This is a genomic window from Enterococcus sp. DIV1307a (assembly GCF_050537425.1).
Classification (GTDB): Bacteria; Bacillota; Bacilli; order Lactobacillales; family Enterococcaceae; genus Enterococcus; species Enterococcus faecalis.
This window is the reverse complement of record NZ_CP172914.1, coordinates 1,194,457-1,213,453: the sequence shown is the minus strand read 5'-3', so window position 1 is coordinate 1,213,453 and position 18,997 is coordinate 1,194,457. Positions and strand designations below refer to the sequence as shown.

The 18,997-nt window shown below is 37.9% G+C and carries 15 protein-coding genes; all 15 read right to left on the bottom strand.

From position 1 onward, the window contains the following. Window positions 1-818: 818 nt before the first annotated feature. The 15 genes from IGL90_RS05910 to IGL90_RS05840 all read right to left on the bottom strand — a co-directional run bounded on the left by IGL90_RS05910 (window position 819) and on the right by IGL90_RS05840 (window position 18,991). Window positions 819-2,021 carry a molybdopterin molybdotransferase MoeA gene (locus IGL90_RS05910; protein WP_002360421.1) on the bottom strand — a complete coding sequence of 401 codons (1,203 nt, stop codon included), beginning with the start codon at window positions 2,019-2,021 and terminating at the stop codon, window positions 819-821. A gap of 17 nt (window positions 2,022-2,038) precedes the next feature. Continuing rightward, complete coding sequence (gene fdhF / locus IGL90_RS05905) at window positions 2,039-4,759, bottom strand: formate dehydrogenase subunit alpha (RefSeq protein WP_048737692.1); 2,721 nt, start codon at window positions 4,757-4,759, stop codon at window positions 2,039-2,041. Window positions 4,760-4,761: 2 nt separating this feature from the next. Beyond that, window positions 4,762-6,060: a complex I 51 kDa subunit family protein gene (locus tag IGL90_RS05900; RefSeq protein WP_048737694.1), complete on the bottom strand. Its 1,299-nt coding sequence runs from the start codon at window positions 6,058-6,060 to the stop codon at window positions 4,762-4,764. A gap of 11 nt (window positions 6,061-6,071) precedes the next feature. Further along, window positions 6,072-6,560, bottom strand: coding sequence for an NAD(P)H-dependent oxidoreductase subunit E (locus tag IGL90_RS05895; RefSeq protein WP_002357722.1), 489 nt, complete (start codon window positions 6,558-6,560; stop codon window positions 6,072-6,074). Further along, complete coding sequence (locus IGL90_RS05890; protein WP_002363879.1) at window positions 6,548-7,129, bottom strand: hypothetical protein; 582 nt, start codon at window positions 7,127-7,129, stop codon at window positions 6,548-6,550. The genes IGL90_RS05895 and IGL90_RS05890 overlap by 13 nt, the downstream gene beginning before the upstream one ends. Continuing rightward, complete coding sequence (locus IGL90_RS05885; protein ID WP_048737696.1) at window positions 7,119-7,943, bottom strand: formate/nitrite transporter family protein; 825 nt, start codon at window positions 7,941-7,943, stop codon at window positions 7,119-7,121. Before IGL90_RS05885 ends, IGL90_RS05890 begins: the two co-directional genes overlap by 11 nt. 15 nt (window positions 7,944-7,958) lie before the next feature. After that, window positions 7,959-8,534: a molybdenum cofactor guanylyltransferase gene (mobA, locus tag IGL90_RS05880; protein WP_002374948.1), complete on the bottom strand. Its 576-nt coding sequence runs from the start codon at window positions 8,532-8,534 to the stop codon at window positions 7,959-7,961. 140 nt (window positions 8,535-8,674) lie between these two features. Next, on the bottom strand, window positions 8,675-9,703 hold the full coding sequence (locus IGL90_RS05875; RefSeq protein ID WP_002360426.1) for a lysylphosphatidylglycerol synthase transmembrane domain-containing protein: 1,029 nt from the start codon (window positions 9,701-9,703) through the stop codon (window positions 8,675-8,677). A gap of 19 nt (window positions 9,704-9,722) precedes the next feature. Continuing rightward, window positions 9,723-9,989: a DUF1294 domain-containing protein gene (locus IGL90_RS05870; RefSeq protein ID WP_002360427.1), complete on the bottom strand. Its 267-nt coding sequence runs from the start codon at window positions 9,987-9,989 to the stop codon at window positions 9,723-9,725. A gap of 145 nt (window positions 9,990-10,134) precedes the next feature. After that, window positions 10,135-11,364, bottom strand: a complete 1,230-nt coding sequence (gene pepT / locus IGL90_RS05865) for a peptidase T (protein ID WP_002374952.1) — start codon at window positions 11,362-11,364, stop codon at window positions 10,135-10,137. Between the two features lie 29 nt (window positions 11,365-11,393). After that, window positions 11,394-12,512, bottom strand: a complete 1,119-nt coding sequence (locus IGL90_RS05860; RefSeq protein ID WP_048737702.1) for a Nif3-like dinuclear metal center hexameric protein — start codon at window positions 12,510-12,512, stop codon at window positions 11,394-11,396. Beyond that, window positions 12,496-13,212 (bottom strand): tRNA (adenine(22)-N(1))-methyltransferase, encoded by a 717-nt coding sequence (locus IGL90_RS05855; RefSeq protein WP_048737705.1) that lies wholly within the window; start codon window positions 13,210-13,212, stop codon window positions 12,496-12,498. Before IGL90_RS05855 ends, IGL90_RS05860 begins: the two co-directional genes overlap by 17 nt. A gap of 202 nt (window positions 13,213-13,414) precedes the next feature. After that, entirely contained in the window at window positions 13,415-16,057 is a 2,643-nt protein-coding gene (alaS, locus tag IGL90_RS05850) for an alanine--tRNA ligase (protein ID WP_002366615.1), read from the bottom strand. Between the two features lie 345 nt (window positions 16,058-16,402). Then, the gene (locus tag IGL90_RS05845) at window positions 16,403-17,086 is read right to left on the bottom strand and encodes a helix-turn-helix domain-containing protein (RefSeq protein ID WP_002381934.1); all 684 of its coding nucleotides are present in this window, start codon (window positions 17,084-17,086) and stop codon (window positions 16,403-16,405) included. Between the two features lie 546 nt (window positions 17,087-17,632). Further along, window positions 17,633-18,991, bottom strand: coding sequence for a DEAD/DEAH box helicase (locus IGL90_RS05840; protein WP_002385937.1), 1,359 nt, complete (start codon window positions 18,989-18,991; stop codon window positions 17,633-17,635). Between the last annotated feature and the right edge of the window lie 6 nt (window positions 18,992-18,997).

Here is an 18,997-nt window from a genome sequence, read left to right as displayed (position 1 = left end):
TTTGACATTTGTTAACGTTTACACAATACTTCTTTTTCAAGTGTATCACTCTTGCATCAAAAAAACAATCTGGCATCCATAATTTTTTTTAGTGAGAAATCGAAGTTAAAAATGTTAAGCGACAAAAATTACGTGATTCGCTTAGCCTGACCAGACTTTTGTCTAAGTCTTAAAACTTGATAAGTAATAAGAGGTCGGGACAGAAGTGCTTAACTCCGAGAACCAAGTAGGTACTGTTCAACATCTATTTGCTTTGCAAATAGTGTTTCTCAGCAATAAGAAGAAATTTCCGAAAATTGTCATAAAACACAACGAGGAACGAGTTGATGTTGCATGATACACTACACTCCGTTTCGTTCGCATCAATTTCTAAGCATGGAACATGCTAGAATTGAAGGACCCGGTGTTCTTTAATTTTTGGAGACCAAGTCCTTCAATTCTTAGTGATTTATCACTTAGAGATTGATGAGATCGGAGCTCTGCGAAGTAGGTATTGTTCATCATCGAATCACTACGTTCTTCGTGATTCTCAACAATTTCGGCTTATTTCCGAAGGACCTTCACCAAGTAGGTACGATGATTTCATCTGTTCATGCTTCACAGTGAAACATCGCAACTCTTAGAGCTGTAGCTCTTTTGAAGGCTGTACTGTGACGAGACGCATGTCGAGAAAACACCTTAGAAGTTGTTGAGATCGGAGCAACGCGTAGTGTTGCTTCTGTTCCCTCCGTTTATCAATTTTTAAGCCTGGAACAAAAATCCAAAGTGATTTTTGTTCCAGGCTTTTACTTTCATACTAATCTTAGGTCAGGTTGTCATCAAGTTTGCCAATAATAGACTTTTACAAGCGCGCCTTTTTTGAGTAGTACACCAGCTGGTTGTTCTAGTAGGCAATTTGTTTCTAAAGTATTTGATAAATTGGATGAAAGATGACTTTTTGTCACTAAATTTACTTTGCCATCTATTTCTTTCGCTCGGTAAAATCGACGTAGTCTACTGGGGGCTAATTCATGCGCTAAAATTACTGTTCGTTCCTTGAGATTTAACTCGACACAATTAAAAAAAGTAGCTAATAATGTCCAGTAAAAAAGATGTAAATTAACCATTGCCGCAAACGGATTGCCTGAAACGCTTAAAATGAGTGTTTCTTGAAATTGACTTCCCATAACTGGGGTTCCAGGTTTCATATTTACAAAATGAAACAACTCTGTTCCTCCGATACGTTTAATTGCTAAAGGTAAATTGTCCTTTTCACCTACCGAAACACCACCACAAGTAATTAATACATCAAGTTTTGGTGAAATCTCAATCAGCCTCTTCGCTAATTCTTCAGGGTCATCTGAACAATGGTCTAGGTGGATTACTTCATTGCCACTCGCTTTGACAAAAGCTGCTAACATGTAGAGATTACTATTATAAATTTTCCCAACTGACAGTGGTTCTTCCAAAGAAACTAACTCACTACCCGTCGCTAAAATCCCCACTTTCATGCGCTTCAAAACAACAACTTTATCAATCCCTTGCATTGCCAACAAACCAATCATGCGACTATTAATCTGTTGATGTTTTGCTAAAATTTTTTGCTGAAAAGCAATATCTTCTCCAATTTCCGCATAGTTTTGGCCCGCAGTGACAGAGCGAAAAATTTTAACATGGTCTTGCCCAAAATCCGTCCATTCTTGTGGCACTACAGCATCAAAATCGGTTGGAATAAAAGCACCTGTTGTTATTTTAATCGCACAGTTATTCGTCTGATTACAATAAAACATGGAATCCCCTGCCACTAAAGAACCGACGACTTTTAAACAACTTGGGCTTTCAGCAGTCGCACCTCGTGTTTCTACTGCCCGAACGGCATACCCATCCATCCCGGCACGAGGAAAATGAGGAATCGCTGTCTCTGCAAAAATGGTTTCTCCGCTAATCCGTCCCAAGGAATCAAGCAGCGCCACTTCTTCTGTTTCACATTGACTCTTCATATGTTGGGTCATTTTCTCTCGTGCTTCTTCCAACTCGATCATGTTTTAACCATCCTTTTTTATTTATTCACTGGTTTAATCGCAACGGCACAAACTTTATATTCAGGAATTGTGGCGATATCATCAAATACAGCATTGGTGATTTCGTTAACATTCCCATCTGGAAAGTGGAATGTCATAAAGACTTCTTGCGGAAATACTCGATTTCCGACAGCCGCATAGGTTTCGATTTTGCCACGTCGAGAATGAACTTCCACTTTGTCACCTTCTTGGATTCCCAGAGCTTGTGCATCGACTGCATTTATCTCAATATAAGAGTGATTCGCTATTTGGTTAATCCCTTCCGTTCGTCCTGTCATTGCTCGGGTATTGTAATGGTAAAGCATTCGGCCTGTCGACATTAAATACGGGTACTCTTCATCTGGTAATTCTTGTGCTTGCTTATACGGAATTGCTTTAAATAAACCTTTCCCACGAGCAAAACTGCCCACATGCATAATCGGCGTACCTGGATCTGTCAAGCTACGACAAGGCCATTGTAAGCTCTCCTTCTCTAATCGTTCATAATTAATTCCACCAAACGAAGGCGTCACAGCTGAAATTTCTTCCATAATTTCTTTTGCAGATTCATACGCACAAGGATAGCCCATTCGTGTCATGACTTCACAAAAAATTTCATAGTCTTCTCGCGCTTGTCCTCTTGGTTCAACAGCTTTACGGACTCTTTGCACGCGCCGTTCTGTATTTGTAAATGTCCCGTCTTTTTCTGCATAACTGATGCCTGGTAAAACGACATCTGCATAAGCAGCCGTTTCGGTCATAAATAATTCTTGAACAACTAAAAAGTCTAAACTTTCTAAAGCTTGACGAACATGTCCTGTGTCTGGATCCGTAACAATTGGATCTTCTCCAAAAATATAAAGGCCTTTGACGCTTCCTGCCGTTGCTGCTGGTAAGACTTTAGTAGAAGTTAAACCTGTGTTTCGATTTAACGGCACATGCCAAGCTTTTTCAAATTTGTCGATCACTTCTGGATTATTGACTTTTTGATAGCCTGGGAAATCATAAGGCATACAGCCCATATCGCAAGCACCTTGAACATTATTTTGACCTCGCAAAGGATTGACACCACAGCCTGGTTTTCCAACTTTACCAACCAACATTGCCAAATTAGACATACTCATAACACCCTCAGTTCCTGTCGAATGTTCCGTTACGCCTAAACAATAAATGATTGGTGCTTTCTCTGCTTTTGCATACATGCGTGCTGCTTGAATTAAATCTTCTGGATGAATATGACAAATTTCTGCGACTTTTTCCGGCGTATAATCAGCCACCATTTTTTCTAAATCTAAAAATCCTTCTGTCCGTTCTTCAATAAAATGGCGATCTGCTAAACCTTCTTTCAAAATCACATGCATCATGCCATTAGCAAATGCGACATTCGTTCCCGCCTGAACTTGTAAATGCAGTGCACTATCCTTCACTAAGTTAATTTTCCGCGGATCAACAACAACAACTTGCGTTCCTCTTTGGATGGCTTGGCGAATTTGCGCACCAATAACTGGATGAGCTTCTTCTGGATTGGAACCTACTAATAAAATCATGTCGACATCTTCAGTGATATCAGCAATAGGATTAGTCATCGCACCAGAGCCTAAGGTTTGGGCTAAACCATGGACCGAAGCCGAATGACAAACACGGGCACAGTTATCAACATTATTGGTACCAAAAGCAGCACGCACCATTTTTTGAAAGACATAATTATCTTCATTTGTCGCTCTAGAGCACGAAAAACCAGCAAGAGCATCCGGACCGTTTTCTGCTTTAATTTCGTTAAATTTTGACGAAACAAGCGTTAAGGCTTCTTCCCAAGAAGCAGGTTCAAAAATGCCATTCCGTTTAATTAATGGCTCCGTTAAGCGATCTCCTGACCCAACAAATTTATATGAAGCAAATTTTCCTTTCACACAAAGTAAATTTTTATTAGCTGGTCCATCCAGGGGTTCAACACCCACCAAACGATTATTTTTAACGAGTAAATTCATCTGACAGCCTGTCCCACAATGCGGACAAGTTGTAGGAATTTTCTGGGTTTCCCATTTGCGGTACTCTTTTGTATCTTTTGCTGTTAACGCTCCTGTAGGACAGGAAGAGACACAATTGCCACATGATTCACAGATAGATTGATCAAACGCCTGCCCATAACTCGGCATCATTTTTGTTTCAAAGCCACGATTAGCAATACTAAGTACATCTCTTCCCTGCCGCAATTGACAGACACGGGCACAACGACGACACATGATACACTTTTCTGGATCATAAGAGAAAAATGGATTACTGGTATCTTCTTGGTGGCAAGGCATTCTTTTCCCCTCGGTAAAGCTAGTGGCATCAATCCCATAATCTAGCGCATACTGTTGTAATTGACAATCTCCGTTTTTTCCACAAGAAAAACATTCTAATTTATGATTACTCAATAATAAATCAAGAATAAAACGTCTGGAATCAGCAACTTTTTCAGAATGTGTTGACACAACCATGTCCTCTTGACAATGTGCCGTACAAGCAGTTGTTAAGCCACCACGTCGGCCGCCTTCCACCTCAACCACGCACATCCGACAAGAACCATCAGGTGCTAATTCCTTTAAATGACAGAGCGTTGGAATTTCAACACCTAGCCCTTTCGCTGCTTCGAGAATAGTAGTCCCTTTAGGCACAGTTACTTCTTGGTTATCAATAGACAACGTAACTGTTTGCGTATGCAACTTAGTTTTCATTTTTACCAACCTCCTTTGCTGGTGGCATAGATTTCTGTTTCAGCAGTCGTTTCAAATTCTTCTGGAAACAAAGCCAATGCACTCTTCATTGGATTTGCGACGGATTGGCCCAAACCACAAGCTGATAATCGCGTGACATGCGTGAGCATCTTTTCCAATCGCGGCAAATCACTAGCTGTTGCCTCGTTCCGATTGAATTTACTCAATAATTCAAAAATCCTAGTTGTTCCCAATCGACAAGGGGTGCATTTACCACAGGACTCATGAGCAAAAAAGGCTGCCACGTGTACTAAATAGTCCACAACATTGACTGAATCATCCATTACTACAATTGCACCAGAGCCGACAGATAAGTCATGGGCCCATAAATCTTCGTAGGAATACAAACAATCCCTTAACGTTGCGACAGCACCAATTGGACCGGATTGTCCACCGAAGTGAATAAATTTTAATGATCGACCAGTTGCAGAGCCTCCGCCGTATTGCTCGCCATAAATTATTTCTTCTAATGGTGTTCCAAGGTTCACCTCGTATAAGCCCCGATTTTTAATATGTCCAGACAAACAAATTAGCTTTGTGCCGCCACCATCGGCAGTACCCATCTCTAAAAAGGCTTGTCCACCTTCTCGTAAAATTACGGGAACACTTGCAAATGATTCAACATTATTCACTAATGTTGGTTGCAAATATAAACCAACATCTGCTAAGTGTGGTGGTTTGACACGCGGCCGCCCCGTTTTTCCTTCAATTGAATTTAAAAGTGCTGAATTTTCCCCACAAATATAGGCGCCAGCACCAGAAATAATCGTAATATCATAATTGAATCCTTCAATTCCTAAAATGTTTTCCCCTAAAAAGCCAGCTTGTCGTACATTATCGAGTGCTTCTTGAAATGTTTTTTGGATTCTGCGATATTCTCCTCGCATATAAATATAACCAGCTTTTGCTGAAAATAAATAGCCAGCAATGATCATTCCTTCAATCACACTCAATGGATCTTCAGACAAAAGTACTTTATCCTTAAAGGTCCCTGGTTCGCCTTCATCAGCATTACAAACAATGTACTTTGTGGTTCCTTTTGCATGATAAAGATGGCGCCATTTTTTTCCTAAAGGATAGGCTGCTCCACCGCGACCTCTTAAGTGAGCAACATCCAGTTCGTTTAAAATTTCTTCATCCGATAGTGAAATTGCTCTTTTTAAACCATCAAATCCATCGTATTTACAATATTCAGCAACATCGGTCGCAGATTGCATTTTTCCCATTCTCTCTAATAACATTGGTTGGTTTCTCTTAAGCATTGACTCACCTCCTACAGTCCTTCATAGCAATCATTTTGTAAATGTTGAATTAATTGATAAATTTTCTCTTCTGTTAGTTGACTAAAAACGGTGTCCTTAATTTTAATTACTGGACCTAAATCACAAGCCCCGATACAAGGAATACTGTGATACATAAATAAGCCATCTGGTGTCGGCTGATTCTCTGGCACTTCTAAAATGGTTTCTAAAACTTCGGCAACCATCGCCCCACCAGTATAATGACACGGTGTGCTGTTACAAATCTTCAAGACATACTTCGCTTGCGGTTCCGTCTTTAAAATGGCATAAAAACTGACGATTTCATAGACTCGCGCTTCCGTTAAATGTAGATGCTCTGCAACTAATTGAGCTGTCTCCTGATCGATATACCCTTCTTCTGAAGCAAATTGTAATTCAATTAAAATATTTAAAATTCGTTGTGGATCAGCATCGTTTTCTAGAATAATCGCTTCTTTTTCAATTAAGCTTAATGCACACATTCCTTTTTATTCCCCCTTTTTAGTGAAACTTGAAGTTGTTCTCCTTGATAATAGATACGCAATTCTTTTGGTATTTCAGCAGATAGTAAACAAAAATCGGCTTTATCTATGACTTTTTTTGCTGATTCTTTTTGGCGATTCTGGTTATTCATCATAAGAAATAGTCCTGGCTGCACAACATTACGTAATGAATTTGATTCACAAATGATTAATGCTTGGGCCGGCACAGCTTTCAGAAATTGCTGAATGGCTTCCGCCAAATTTTCTTGAAAAACTTTCAATAGAAAAACTTTTTGACAGCCTGCAGCTAATAATTTCATGGTATCTTTATTGCCAATCGTCTCTTGCTCTTCTACTAATTCATAACCAGCTGTAATACTGGTACAAATTCCGCATCCTTTTGTGCCTCGTTGACACACCCCTCGTTGACCACTAATCGTAATAATCTTCAAGCCATAAATTGGATAGACTTCTTGGTACTGTTTAATAAGAGCTTCGGCTAATGTCGTTTTGCCACTATTCCGACCAGTAGATCCAATTTGAATCATGTTTGGTACCTCAATTGCCATAGAGCTCCTCCGTCTGAATCGTTTTCTCAACTCTTGGTTTGACAGTTGCTGGTTTTGTCATAAAGATCAATGGTACGGCCATAAAAAGACTGCCCCCTACTGCATTGCCTAAAAATACCCATAATGTATTCTGCAAATAATCCCACCAACTGATTGTGGTACTTTGTGAAAAAATTGCCGCTGGAATAATAAATGCATTGGCGACCACGTGTTGAAACCCACAAACAACGAAAACCATGACAGGAAACCATAAGCCAAACATTTTACCTAAATATGATTTTGCCAACGCTCCGAGATAAACCGCTAAACAAACAAAAATATTACAGCCAATCCCTGAAACAAAAGCAACTATCGGTGGATCAGCAATTTTCGCCTGAGCAACTGCGACTGTTTTATCCAGAAACGCACCTTCAGTTAACCCAACAATATGGCCAAATAAATACGCCACAAGAAATCCGCCTAGACAATTGGTCAATAAAACAACTAGCCAGTTATAACAAAGAGTGCCCACTCGAACCTTTTTCTGTAATACGCCTAATGTCATTACCATCATATTGCCTGTTGCTAACTCACCACCAACAAAAGTAAGCGCTATCAATCCAACTGGAAATAAAGCTCCACCCAGAAAGTTGTTAAAACTTCCCCATTCTGTGGGGGCGGTTCCAGTGATACGAATAAACGCCAAGTAACCCAGTGCAATACAAAAACCAGCCATGATGCCTAAAATACAGAGTCGAACAAACGATAATTTCCCTTTCATTTTTGCCTTATCACCTAAGCTTGCAACTATTTCTTCACTACTGAAAAAATCCATTACGATTCCTCCTTTTTATCGATACCACTGAGACAATTCTTCTTTTCGATTGACATTTTTAAGTTGATTCTCTTTTGATAGTTGCACCGTTTTTACAGATAGATGCTCAAATTCTTGCCGAATCTGATAGTTATTTTGCGCAAGTTGTTTTTGAAATGTTGGTAAACAAGAACATCGATAAAAGCCAAATAATGGTTCTTGACGACCTTCAAAGTCAAAGATTGTTACTTGATTTTGTCCACGCTTAGAGGCTAACTGATACACAAGTTTAGGAGAAAAAGTTGGTATGTCACAGGCAATTACAAACACTTCAGCTCTCTGAGTATAGTTCATTGCTGTCACAATCCCACCTAATGGCCCCTTTCCAAGATACATATCTTGAATGATTGTGCATTTTCTAAACGCCTTAGGAAATTTTTGACTATCATTCGTTACTAAAATAACCTCTTCGAACAGTTCCATTAACTTTTCAGCTGTTTGCAAGATCACGTATTGCCCTTGAATTTTCAATAATGCTTTATCAAATCCCATCCGTGAACTTTTCCCGCCGCATAACAGCACTGCTGTACAATCAGCAATAATTTTCGCCACCCCTTTACCATAATTTTTATTAGTTCAAAAAAATATTTTTTAGTCATGTATTAAGTCTATTATAAGACATCCCTCGTACAAGTCAATTCCTTTTAAAAAAAAAGAACGAGAAAAAGAGTCGCTCTTTTTCTCGTTCTAACTTATTCATCTGTTTGACGTTTTATTTCTTCAATCTCAATGCGTAATGATTTTCGTTTCTCAATGGCGACATAAACCAAGCCAATCAAAAAGGGTAACACAAAGCTACCAAATCGATACAGTAAAACAGATGCTACAGCATCAACATTGCCGACCAATGGTTTAAACAACAATAAGTAAACAAATTCAAATGGACCAATGCCAGCAGGTGTTGGAATAACTCCTGAAAGAATAACAGCAAAACTAGTAAAGGACATCACTAATAATAAATCAATATTCGGGTGATTTTCTACTAAAACAATGTAAGGAATAATGTACCAAAATAATAATTTAAATACATTCCATGAAAAGATTCGAAGCAACGCTGAGCGATCTTGTGTAATTGTTTGGACAGCCGCACGCAAGGAATAGATTTGTAAATTACAATTATCCACCCAATCTCTTAGTTTTGGTCGTTTAAACCAACGATTGGCAAACTTAACCAATAAAACTTGCAACTTTAAGCTACTAGATAAAATAAGTAATGCTGCAATTATTACTAATGTTAAAATAACACCTGCTAAAATGAATGGAATCATCTTAGGCGCATTTTCATAAAACAGGGAAAATTGAATAATCAAACCAATAATTGCTAAAAAAATCACGGCTGCTTTGTACATAATCATATGTAATGCCGTTATCCCCACACTTTTAGAAACAGGAATTCCCTTTTTCTTATAAAAATAAATTTCTGAAAGCAAGGTTCCCGTGCCAAACGAAATAATCCGATAAAATGCTACATAACAAGAAGTAAAAAAACCATCCACTGTCGTAAAGTCTTTGTTAAAATAACGAGCTATTTCCTTGATTGAGCGCCCTTCTGCAAATTGATAAACTACACCAAAAAAAATAACAGCAATCAGCACCAGCCAACTCGTTTCCATCAGTTGAGCAAAAATATCACTTAATGAATTATCCATGACATAAAAGATTACGCCTAAAACGATAATCATTAACAACATATTTAAGCCAATTTTTACTTTTCCTTTCATCGCTTCTCCTTTTTTGTTCTTACTTAAACGTTAGATAGATGCAACTAATCATCGCGATTACGCCAATTGAATAACACAATGCAAAAACTGGTTTTTGGGTTTTATGATGAAATTTCTTTTGTCCCATTAGCCCACCTAGACCGCCACCGACAAGTCCTATCGTCAATAAGCGGCGTTCTGGAATACGCCAGTTCCCACGTTTTGCTTGTTTTTTATCATAACCCATCATACTAAACAATACTAAATTAATGACGAGGAAATAAATGATTACTATCCACTGAAGCATCCTTTCTGGCCTCCTAACTAGTTACTGTACTAGGATACCTTGTTCTGATTCTAATTGCAAAAAAATTTTCAATGACTCATGAAACTACAACAGGAAAGTAAGTTCTCGGTTGCCCGTTTTCTTACTTTCCTATTGAGTGCCTCATTTATTTTGCATTTAATTCAGCAATTTTAATAATCACATTGGTCGCTTTTTCCATGGCTTGTAATGAAACAAATTCAAAACGGCCATGCATATTTTCGCCACCAGCAAAGATATTTGGTGTTGGAATCCCTAAATAAGAAATTTTTGAGCCATCCGTTCCACCGCGAACTGGTTCAATAATTGGTTGAATTGACAATTCTTCCATTGCTTGTTTAGCAATTTCGACAATGGACATATCTTTTTCAATCACTTCTCGCATATTATAGTATTGATCAAATAAATCAACTTTGATTCGTTCTTCATCAAATGGTGCATTCAATGTTTGCTGAATTTCTTTAATTTTAGCTTTACGTGCTTCAAAAATCTCGCGATTGTGATCGCGAATAATATACGTCATTGTAGCTTCTTCTGGCGTTCCAGCAAACGCTGCTAAATGATAAAAGCCTTCTTCACCTGCTGTTTTTTCTGGAACTTCGTCAGCAGGTAAGGCATTATGGAAATCAATTCCTAATTGTAACGCATTAATCATTGTATTTTTGGCTGTTCCTGGATGAACGTTTTTCCCTTGAATTGTAATTTCTGCTTGCGCCGCATTAAACGTTTCAAATTGTAATTCACCTACCGGTCCGCCATCCATTGTATAAGCAAAATCCACGTTAAATTGAGCGACATCAAATTTGTCGGCACCTACACCAATTTCTTCGTCAGGACCGAAAGCCACACGAATGGTGCCATGTTTAACTTCTGGGTGATTAATTAAATATTCCATGGCTGTCATTATTTCCGCAATACCTGATTTATCATCAGCCCCTAATAAAGTGGTACCATCGGTTGTGATAAGTGTTTCACCACGATAATTTTTTAAGTTAGGAAAGTCTTTCGTATTTAAAGTGAATTTGCCTTCTTTATCTAAAGGAATCGTTGATTCTCCGTCATAGTTCTCAACAATTTGCGGAGAAACATTCACTGCATTAAAATCAGCGGTATCCATATGAGCAATAAAGCCGATTGAACGAACGTCTTTCTCCACGTTACTAGGTAACGTAGCAATCACAAAACCATTTGTTTCGTTATAAATAACATCGCTCATCCCTAATTCTTCTAATTCTTTTTTTAAGGTTTGTGCAAAGGCTACTTGCGTTTGTGTTGATGGTGTCGTTGTGCTTGTTGCATCTGAGCGTGTTTCTGTTTTCACATAGCGTAAAAAACGAGGTAATAAATTTTCATACATAAAAGAACACTCCTTTAATCTTCATTTTTTTATTTAAAACGAAATGGGTTGGTATTCGCTTCTGATTCAAAAATGGATACAGCCCACTCATTTTCTTGTTTCCATTGATTCATTAATTCCACAAGTTTTGGCTTACAAAGCGCTTCAATGTAATGACCAGGATCGATGACTGGTAAATCTTCAGCAATCATGTCATGTGCCGTATGATAATACACATCACCAGTAATATAGACATCGGCTTGTTTACGTAATGCATCATGATAGAATTTTTCACCACTTCCACCACAAATGGCTACCCGTTGAATCATTTTAGTGTCATCTTTTGCAATGACCCGCAAGCCATCCAATTGGAAAGCTTCCTTGACTTGCTGTACAAAATCATAGAGTCTCACAGGCTTGTCTAATACTCCAACCCGACCTAAACCAAATTCTTTTGATTGATTTTCAATGGTATAAACATCATACGCCGGTTCTTCATAAGGATGCGCTTGTAACATAGCTGCAAGAACTTGTTCCTGCTTAGTTTCAGGGAAAATCACTTCGATTTTTGCTTCTTGGACGACACTTTCTTGACCAATTTCGCCAATCGTGGGATTTGCTCCTTGTGTTGGTGTAAAACGTCCTGTTCCAATTAAAGAGTAACTTGTTTTAGAATAATCACCTTGAGACCCGGCGCCAGCTAGACCTAAAGCTTCTCTCATTTGCGGAGCTTCATCAATTGGCACAAAAACGGCTAATTTTTTATAAGGAACAGTATGTGTTTTAGTTAAAAAGGTGGTCTGTTTAATTCCCAATAATTCACAAAACCAATCATTTAGCCCATTGTCAATAATATCCATGTTAGTATGCGCTGCATAAACAGCAATATCGTGTTTTAATAAATCAGCGTACATTTTTTCTTGAAAATTATCTGTGGTTAATCGCTTAACTGGGCGGAAAATAGGTGGGTGTTTCGCAATAATTAAATCAACCTGCTTCTCAATTGCTTCTGCAACGACCTCAGGACGAACATCTAAGGTAACCATCACATTTTCAATTGGTTTATCTAACGTACCAATGTGCAAGCCCACAGGATCTCCCGTTTCTGCTAACCATTCGGGACAATAGTCATTGAAGCGGCGAATCAATGTCTTACCGTTCACAGCCATTGGCCAGCACCTCCTCAATTAATTGTTGGTCTTGCTGTAGTTTCGCTTGTTTTTCAATATGTTCTCCACTTGCTTTTGCTAGTTGTGTAAGAACAGTTTTGCGCTGTTTTAATTCTCGTTGCCATTTTTTAGTAAAAACCGGTCCTTGTTTTTTAATTAAAACTGGCCCAAATAGTAATTCTTGGTCCGTATAAGAAACGGATTTCTCTGTTTTTTCGGCTACGATAATTTCATACAACTTACGGTTTTCTTCCACGATTGTTTCATCAATAATACTGTACTCGTTTGCCATTAACCAGCGGCGTAAAGTTGGTTCACCAATATTCGGTTGTAAAACAAGGCGTTCCTTCCCTGTTAAACGATTTTTTTTGCGTCCAGCTTCTAAAATATCTCGGATTAATGTGCCGCCCATTCCACAAATACTAATGACGTCTATTTGATCTTCAGGTTCAATTGCATCTAGCCCGTTCGCTAAACGTACGATAATTTTATCCGTCAAATTGGATTTACTGACTTGGGTTTTGGCAGATTGATAGGGGCCTTCCACCACTTCCCCAGCCACAGCAAAAGACAGTTTATTTTCTAACATTAAAGCAACTGGTAAATAAGCATGGTCTGAACCAATGTCTGCTAAGCGACTTCCTCTAGGGATTAAATCACCAACCGTTGCGAGACGTTTTGATAATTGATTTTCATTCATATTTTTGATTCCTCCGTTGCTTATTATACCATTGTCAATTGAAGATGAAAACTTACACATTCGTGCAATCTACTGTTTTCTCTCCTTAATCATTTAAAAAAAAGAACCCCCTTCAAAATCAATTTCATAACTTTGAAGAGGGCTGTCATTATTGCTATAAAGAGCATTCTCCTTATATTAATAATAGGGAAAACATTTTTAATTAGGCATTTGCCAACCAGTTTTCAACTTCTGCTAAGGCATCCGCAATCCCTGCTGGATTTTTCCCACCAGCTTGAGCCATATCAGGACGACCACCGCCGCCACCGCCAACTTTTGGCGCAATTGCTTTGATTAAGTCACCGGCTTTTAGGCCTTTTCCGTTCATGTCTTTTGTCATAGCCGCTAACAAGCTTACTTTTTCATCTTGTGCAGTTGCTAGAACTAGTACATCAGACAATTCTTTTTGTTTCCATTGGTCGGCCAATTGGCGTAATTGATTCATGTCTTTAACATTGACTTGAGCGGCAATATAACGAACACCGTTGACGTCTTTGACATCTTTAAAAATGTCACCAGCTTGTTGGTTCGCTAATTTGCCTGCCAATTGTTCGTTTTCTTTTTGTAGATCACGTAATTGTTGTTGCAATTGCTCTGTTTTCGTAACCACTTCTTTTAATTGAGGTGATTTAACTAATGTAGCAATCTCTTTCAATTGACGTTCTTCTTCTTGTAAAAGTTGATACGCTTCTTTACTCGTCACTGCTTCAATACGGCGTACTCCTGCACCAATCCCAGATTCAGAAACAATTTTGAAAATCCCGATATCTTCTGTATTAGCAACGTGTGTTCCACCACATAATTCGATAGAGTAATCCCCAATATTAACTACACGGACTTCTTTGCCATATTTTTCGCCAAATAACGCCATTGCGCCCATGTTTTTCGCTGTATCAATATCTGTTTCAATTGTGACAACAGGAATAGCTTCCCAGATTTTTTCGTTAACGATGGCTTCCATCCGCGCTAGTTCTTCTGATGTAACTTGCCCAAAATGAGTAAAGTCAAAACGTAGATGTCCTGGTGCAACTAATGAGCCTGCTTGGTTGGCATGCTCCCCTAACACATCTTTTAAAGCACGATGCAATAAATGGGTTGCCGTATGGTTTTTCAAAATACGTGTCCGCATCCGTTCGTCCACTTGCAATTGATAAATTTGACCTTCTGCTAATGGCGCCAAAACTTCTACTTTGTGTAAAAATTGACCGTTTGGTGCTTTTTTCACATCCACCACGTTGGCAACGACTTCCCCTGCGGTATTTTTTACATAGCCGCGGTCAGCAATTTGTCCACCCATTTCAGCATAAAATGGTGTTTCAGCAAAAATTAATTCGGCTGTTCCTGCAGATGCTTCATTTACTAGTGCGTCACCTTGAATAATAACAAATAATTCACTATCATGTGTTAATTCTGTATAGCCAACAAATTTACTTTCTACTTTAATATCTGTTAATAAAGCAGATTGAACACCCATTGAAGTTTCTTTACTGCGGGCAGAACGAGCGCGTTCACGCTGTGCTTCCATTTCTGTTTCAAACCCAGCATGATCGACTTTCAAGCCTTCATCTTCTGCAACTTCTTCCGTTAATTCTACTGGGAAGCCAAAAGTATCATAAAGTTTGAAGATAATTTTTCCATCTAATGTATCGCCTTTTGCATCTTTAACTTCTTTAATAACCTCATTTAACATGCTTAAACCTTCATTGATGGTTTCATGGAAACGTTCTTCCTCTGTCCGAACCACTTTTTCGATGAAGTCTTTTTGTTGTAATACTTCTGGATAGTAGCTTACCATGATTTCGCCAACAACAGGCACTAATTTGTATAAAAAGGCTTCATTAATGCCTAATTTTTTCCCGTGCATTACCGCACGACGTAATAAACGACGTAACACATAGCCACGACCTTCATTTGAAGGAAGCGCACCATCACCAATTGCAAAGGATAAGGCACGAATATGGTCAGCAATCACTTTAAAGGAAACATCCGTTTGTGGTGCATCTCCATATTTCACGTTGGTTCCTAAAGCTTCTACCGCATGAATGATTGGCATAAATAAATCAGTTTCAAAATTTGTTGGTGCATCTTGAATGATAGATACAACACGTTCCAAGCCCATGCCCGTATCAATGTTTTTATGTGGTAATGGTTCATACGTATCTTCTGGTGTATGGTTAAATTCAGAGAACACTAAGTTCCAAATTTCTAAATAGCGTTCATTTTCGCCACCAGGATAATTTTCTGGATCATCTTCTGGAATATCTAAAAATTCTTCGCCGCGATCATAAAAGATTTCCGTATCCGGACCACTTGGACCAGCACCGATATCCCAGAAGTTATCTTCTACATCAATAATATGATCTTCAGATAAACCAACTTCATCACGCCAAATGCGTTTTGCTTCTGTATCTTTCGGATAAACAGTCACATATAATTTTTCTGGGTCAAAAGCAAGCCATTCAGCACCAGTTAAAAATTCCCAAGCCCAGTGAATCGCTTCATTTTTAAAATAATCTCCAATTGAGAAGTTCCCTAACATTTCAAACATTGTATGATGACGAGCCGTTTTCCCAACATTCTCAATATCATTTGTACGAATAGATTTTTGAGCATTCGTAATTCTTGGATTTTCTGGCACAACAGAGCCATCAAAATATTTTTTCAAGGTTGCAACACCAGAGTTAATCCATAATAATGTTGGATCGTTTACTGGTACTAAAGAAGCACTTGGTTCTACTGAATGTCCTTTAGACTTAAAGAAGTCTAAATACATTTGACGAACTTGACTACTTGTTAATTCTTTCATTGATTTTCCTACTTTCTATTAATAATTAACTATTTATATTTTGTACCCTCTTAAGTGGCAGATTGTGAACACAAAAAACACCATTGCAGTCAAGGACGATTGCTCGCGGTACCACCTTGATTGCAATGATGTTGGATCATTACCTCTTAAGCTCTATAACGCAGAGTCGCGTTGATATTTCTATCAAGTCCATCTAAAGGGAGCAAGTAAATTTATCTGATGCCCTTCTCTCAGCAATGAACGGCTTTCTGTGATCAAAATAAGATTCCTCATATCCTTTAGCTTATAGTCAAAAGTATAAGAAAGATCTGCTAAAAAGTCAATTGTTTTCGTAGGAATCTTTCCTTACTGAGCTGTTTCAAATAACGTTTGCTCTAAATAAGGCAAAATTTGTTCATTTATTTGATACCCTTTTCCCCAAGAGGTTGTAATAATCTCTTCGTTCATACCTGCATCACTAAATTTTTGTTTCACTCGTTTACATACGAAAGACAGCTGCGATTTTGTAGAAGCATCTGGTTCTTTCTGCCAAAGCAAGCGACAAATTTGATCACGATCCAACCCTTCGTGGGCATGCTGATACAAGATTTTTAAAAAGCGTTGCTCGTTTTTTGTAAAGCGAATCTTTTTTACTTGGTCATCAAGTAGCTCGGCTGTGACTTCGGCAAAACTTTGATCGACAGTGTCAATTTTTTCACGAATATCTTCCAATGAATCTTTGAGGCCTAACCACCGGATAATACCTCTTTCCTGCCAAATCTCCGCTTCACGTTTATTACACATCGATTGTGAACGTCGATAAATCGGCTTCTCTAACGATGAAAGACTTCCTAATAATCTCAAGCAATCGTTCTGAGATAGTGTTTCGCTTAATACAATTGCATCAAAATAATTAAAAAAAGTTAACTCATGTTCTATAGTTTCTTCACAGCAGTTCGTACAAAAGACTTCATAATTTAAATGTTGTAATTGCTGCTGAAATGTTTGCTCAACTAAAATGTTCTTTGTTAATACCAAAATCCTTCTCATTTCTTCTTTCCTCCTAGAACTCTTTCTGCTACCAATAACTGAACGCACCAATCAAAATACGTTACCAAATCGCGTGTTTTCTCCATCGATTGGTTAATAAACACCTTTTTATCTTCATCTCTCTTCGCTCCTTTATTCTTTATTTTGGTGGTTATTTATATTATATTAGAAAATGATTTTTTTTGTGTGTAAAATTTTTTTATCCTCCGTAAAAAAAAATGAATTTCCTTTAATATCAACTAATAAAGCTGATTTTTTAACAAAAAAAGTGCCGAAACTTCCTACTTTTTGCTAAAACACGCCAAAAATTCTGTAATTTTATTATTTTTTTCTCGAGAAAACATCAAAATGTTGATGTTTAACACTAACATTTTGATGTTTTCGACAAAAATCTTTACAATTAATCGGTAATTTTCTCTACTTTTAACGATAACTACTTTTAAAAAAGAGTTATTTTAAAAGTGACTTAAATATTTATCATATAAAAAGTAAGGGACTAAAATCTTTACGATTCTAGTCCCTTACTTTCTATAATCCACAACGTTTTTAGTTAGAAGAATTCTTTTTTGCTTTTCTAGCAGAACGATCTTTTTGACGACGTTCAATTTTACGTTTTTTCTTATTGCTGTCTTCAATTGCCCAATTAATTTTTTTCTTGTATCCTGGTTTAATTTTTTTCTTTTTCTTTTTCACTAAACCAATTAACGTTGGGTCTAATTCTTCTCGAGATTTTTCTCGTTTTGTTCGACGATTGCGATCATACGTCTCTACAATCTCACCATTTTTAATTTCTTTTGGTTTGAAAGAAACACCTAACTGCTCAATCTGAGTAATCGCTTCATCATCCGCTGGTGAATATAATGTTATGGCAGTTCCATTCAATCCATTACGTCCTGTGCGGCCAACCCGATGGATAAAGAAGTCCAATTCATGTGGAACTTCTGCATTGATGACATGTGAAACCCCTTCAATATCAATCCCACGTGCGGCTAAATCAGTAGCTACCACATATTGGTAGTCAAGATTTTGAACTTGACGCATCACACGTTTTCTTTCGCGTGGTGTAATGTCTCCATGAATTTTGGCAACTTTTAGGCCCTGATCTTTTAAGTAATCGGTGATTTCATCAACTCTTTGTTTAGTATTTGCAAAAACAATCGCTAAATAAGGATGCCCGATAGTCAATAATTGATAAATTATTTGATTGCTGTTTTTTCCTTTGGTGGAAATCAACCAATTGTCAATTGTTTCTGAAATAACTGCTTTTGGTTTGATATGTTCAATCACTGGATTTTCTAAATATTTTTTTAAAAATGGTCGTAATTTTTCTGGAATGGTTGCAGAAAAAACGAGCATTTGTAATTTTTCTGGCAAACGACCAGCAATTTGATCGACTTCTGCTAAAAAGCCCATATCTAATGTCATGTCTGCTTCATCGACAACAAAGGCAAAAGCCGTATGCACTTTCAAGGCTTGTTCATTCATCATATCTAAAATCCGCCCTGGTGTACCAATCACCACATGAGGTTGTTGATGCTTTAATTTATTTAATTGACGTTGTTTATCTGTTCCGCCAACAAAATTTGACACGCGAATTTCTGGTTGACTGAAACGAGCCAGTTGCTGCGCTTCTTGATAAATTTGATTGGCTAATTCACGACTAGGCGCAGTAATCACAATTTGTACTTCGTCGATAGTTGGCTTAACTTTATCCATTAATGGAAGTAAAAAAGTATGCGTCTTTCCACTTCCTGTTTGCGATTGTCCAATGACACTTTTCCCTTTCTTAATGATTGGGATTAATTTTTCTTGGACTTCTGTTGGTTCTTCAAACCCTTTTTCTGCGAGTGCTTCGTTGATAAAAGGTTGAAATTGAAATTGTTTAAATGAAGGCACTTGCCTCACCTCTTC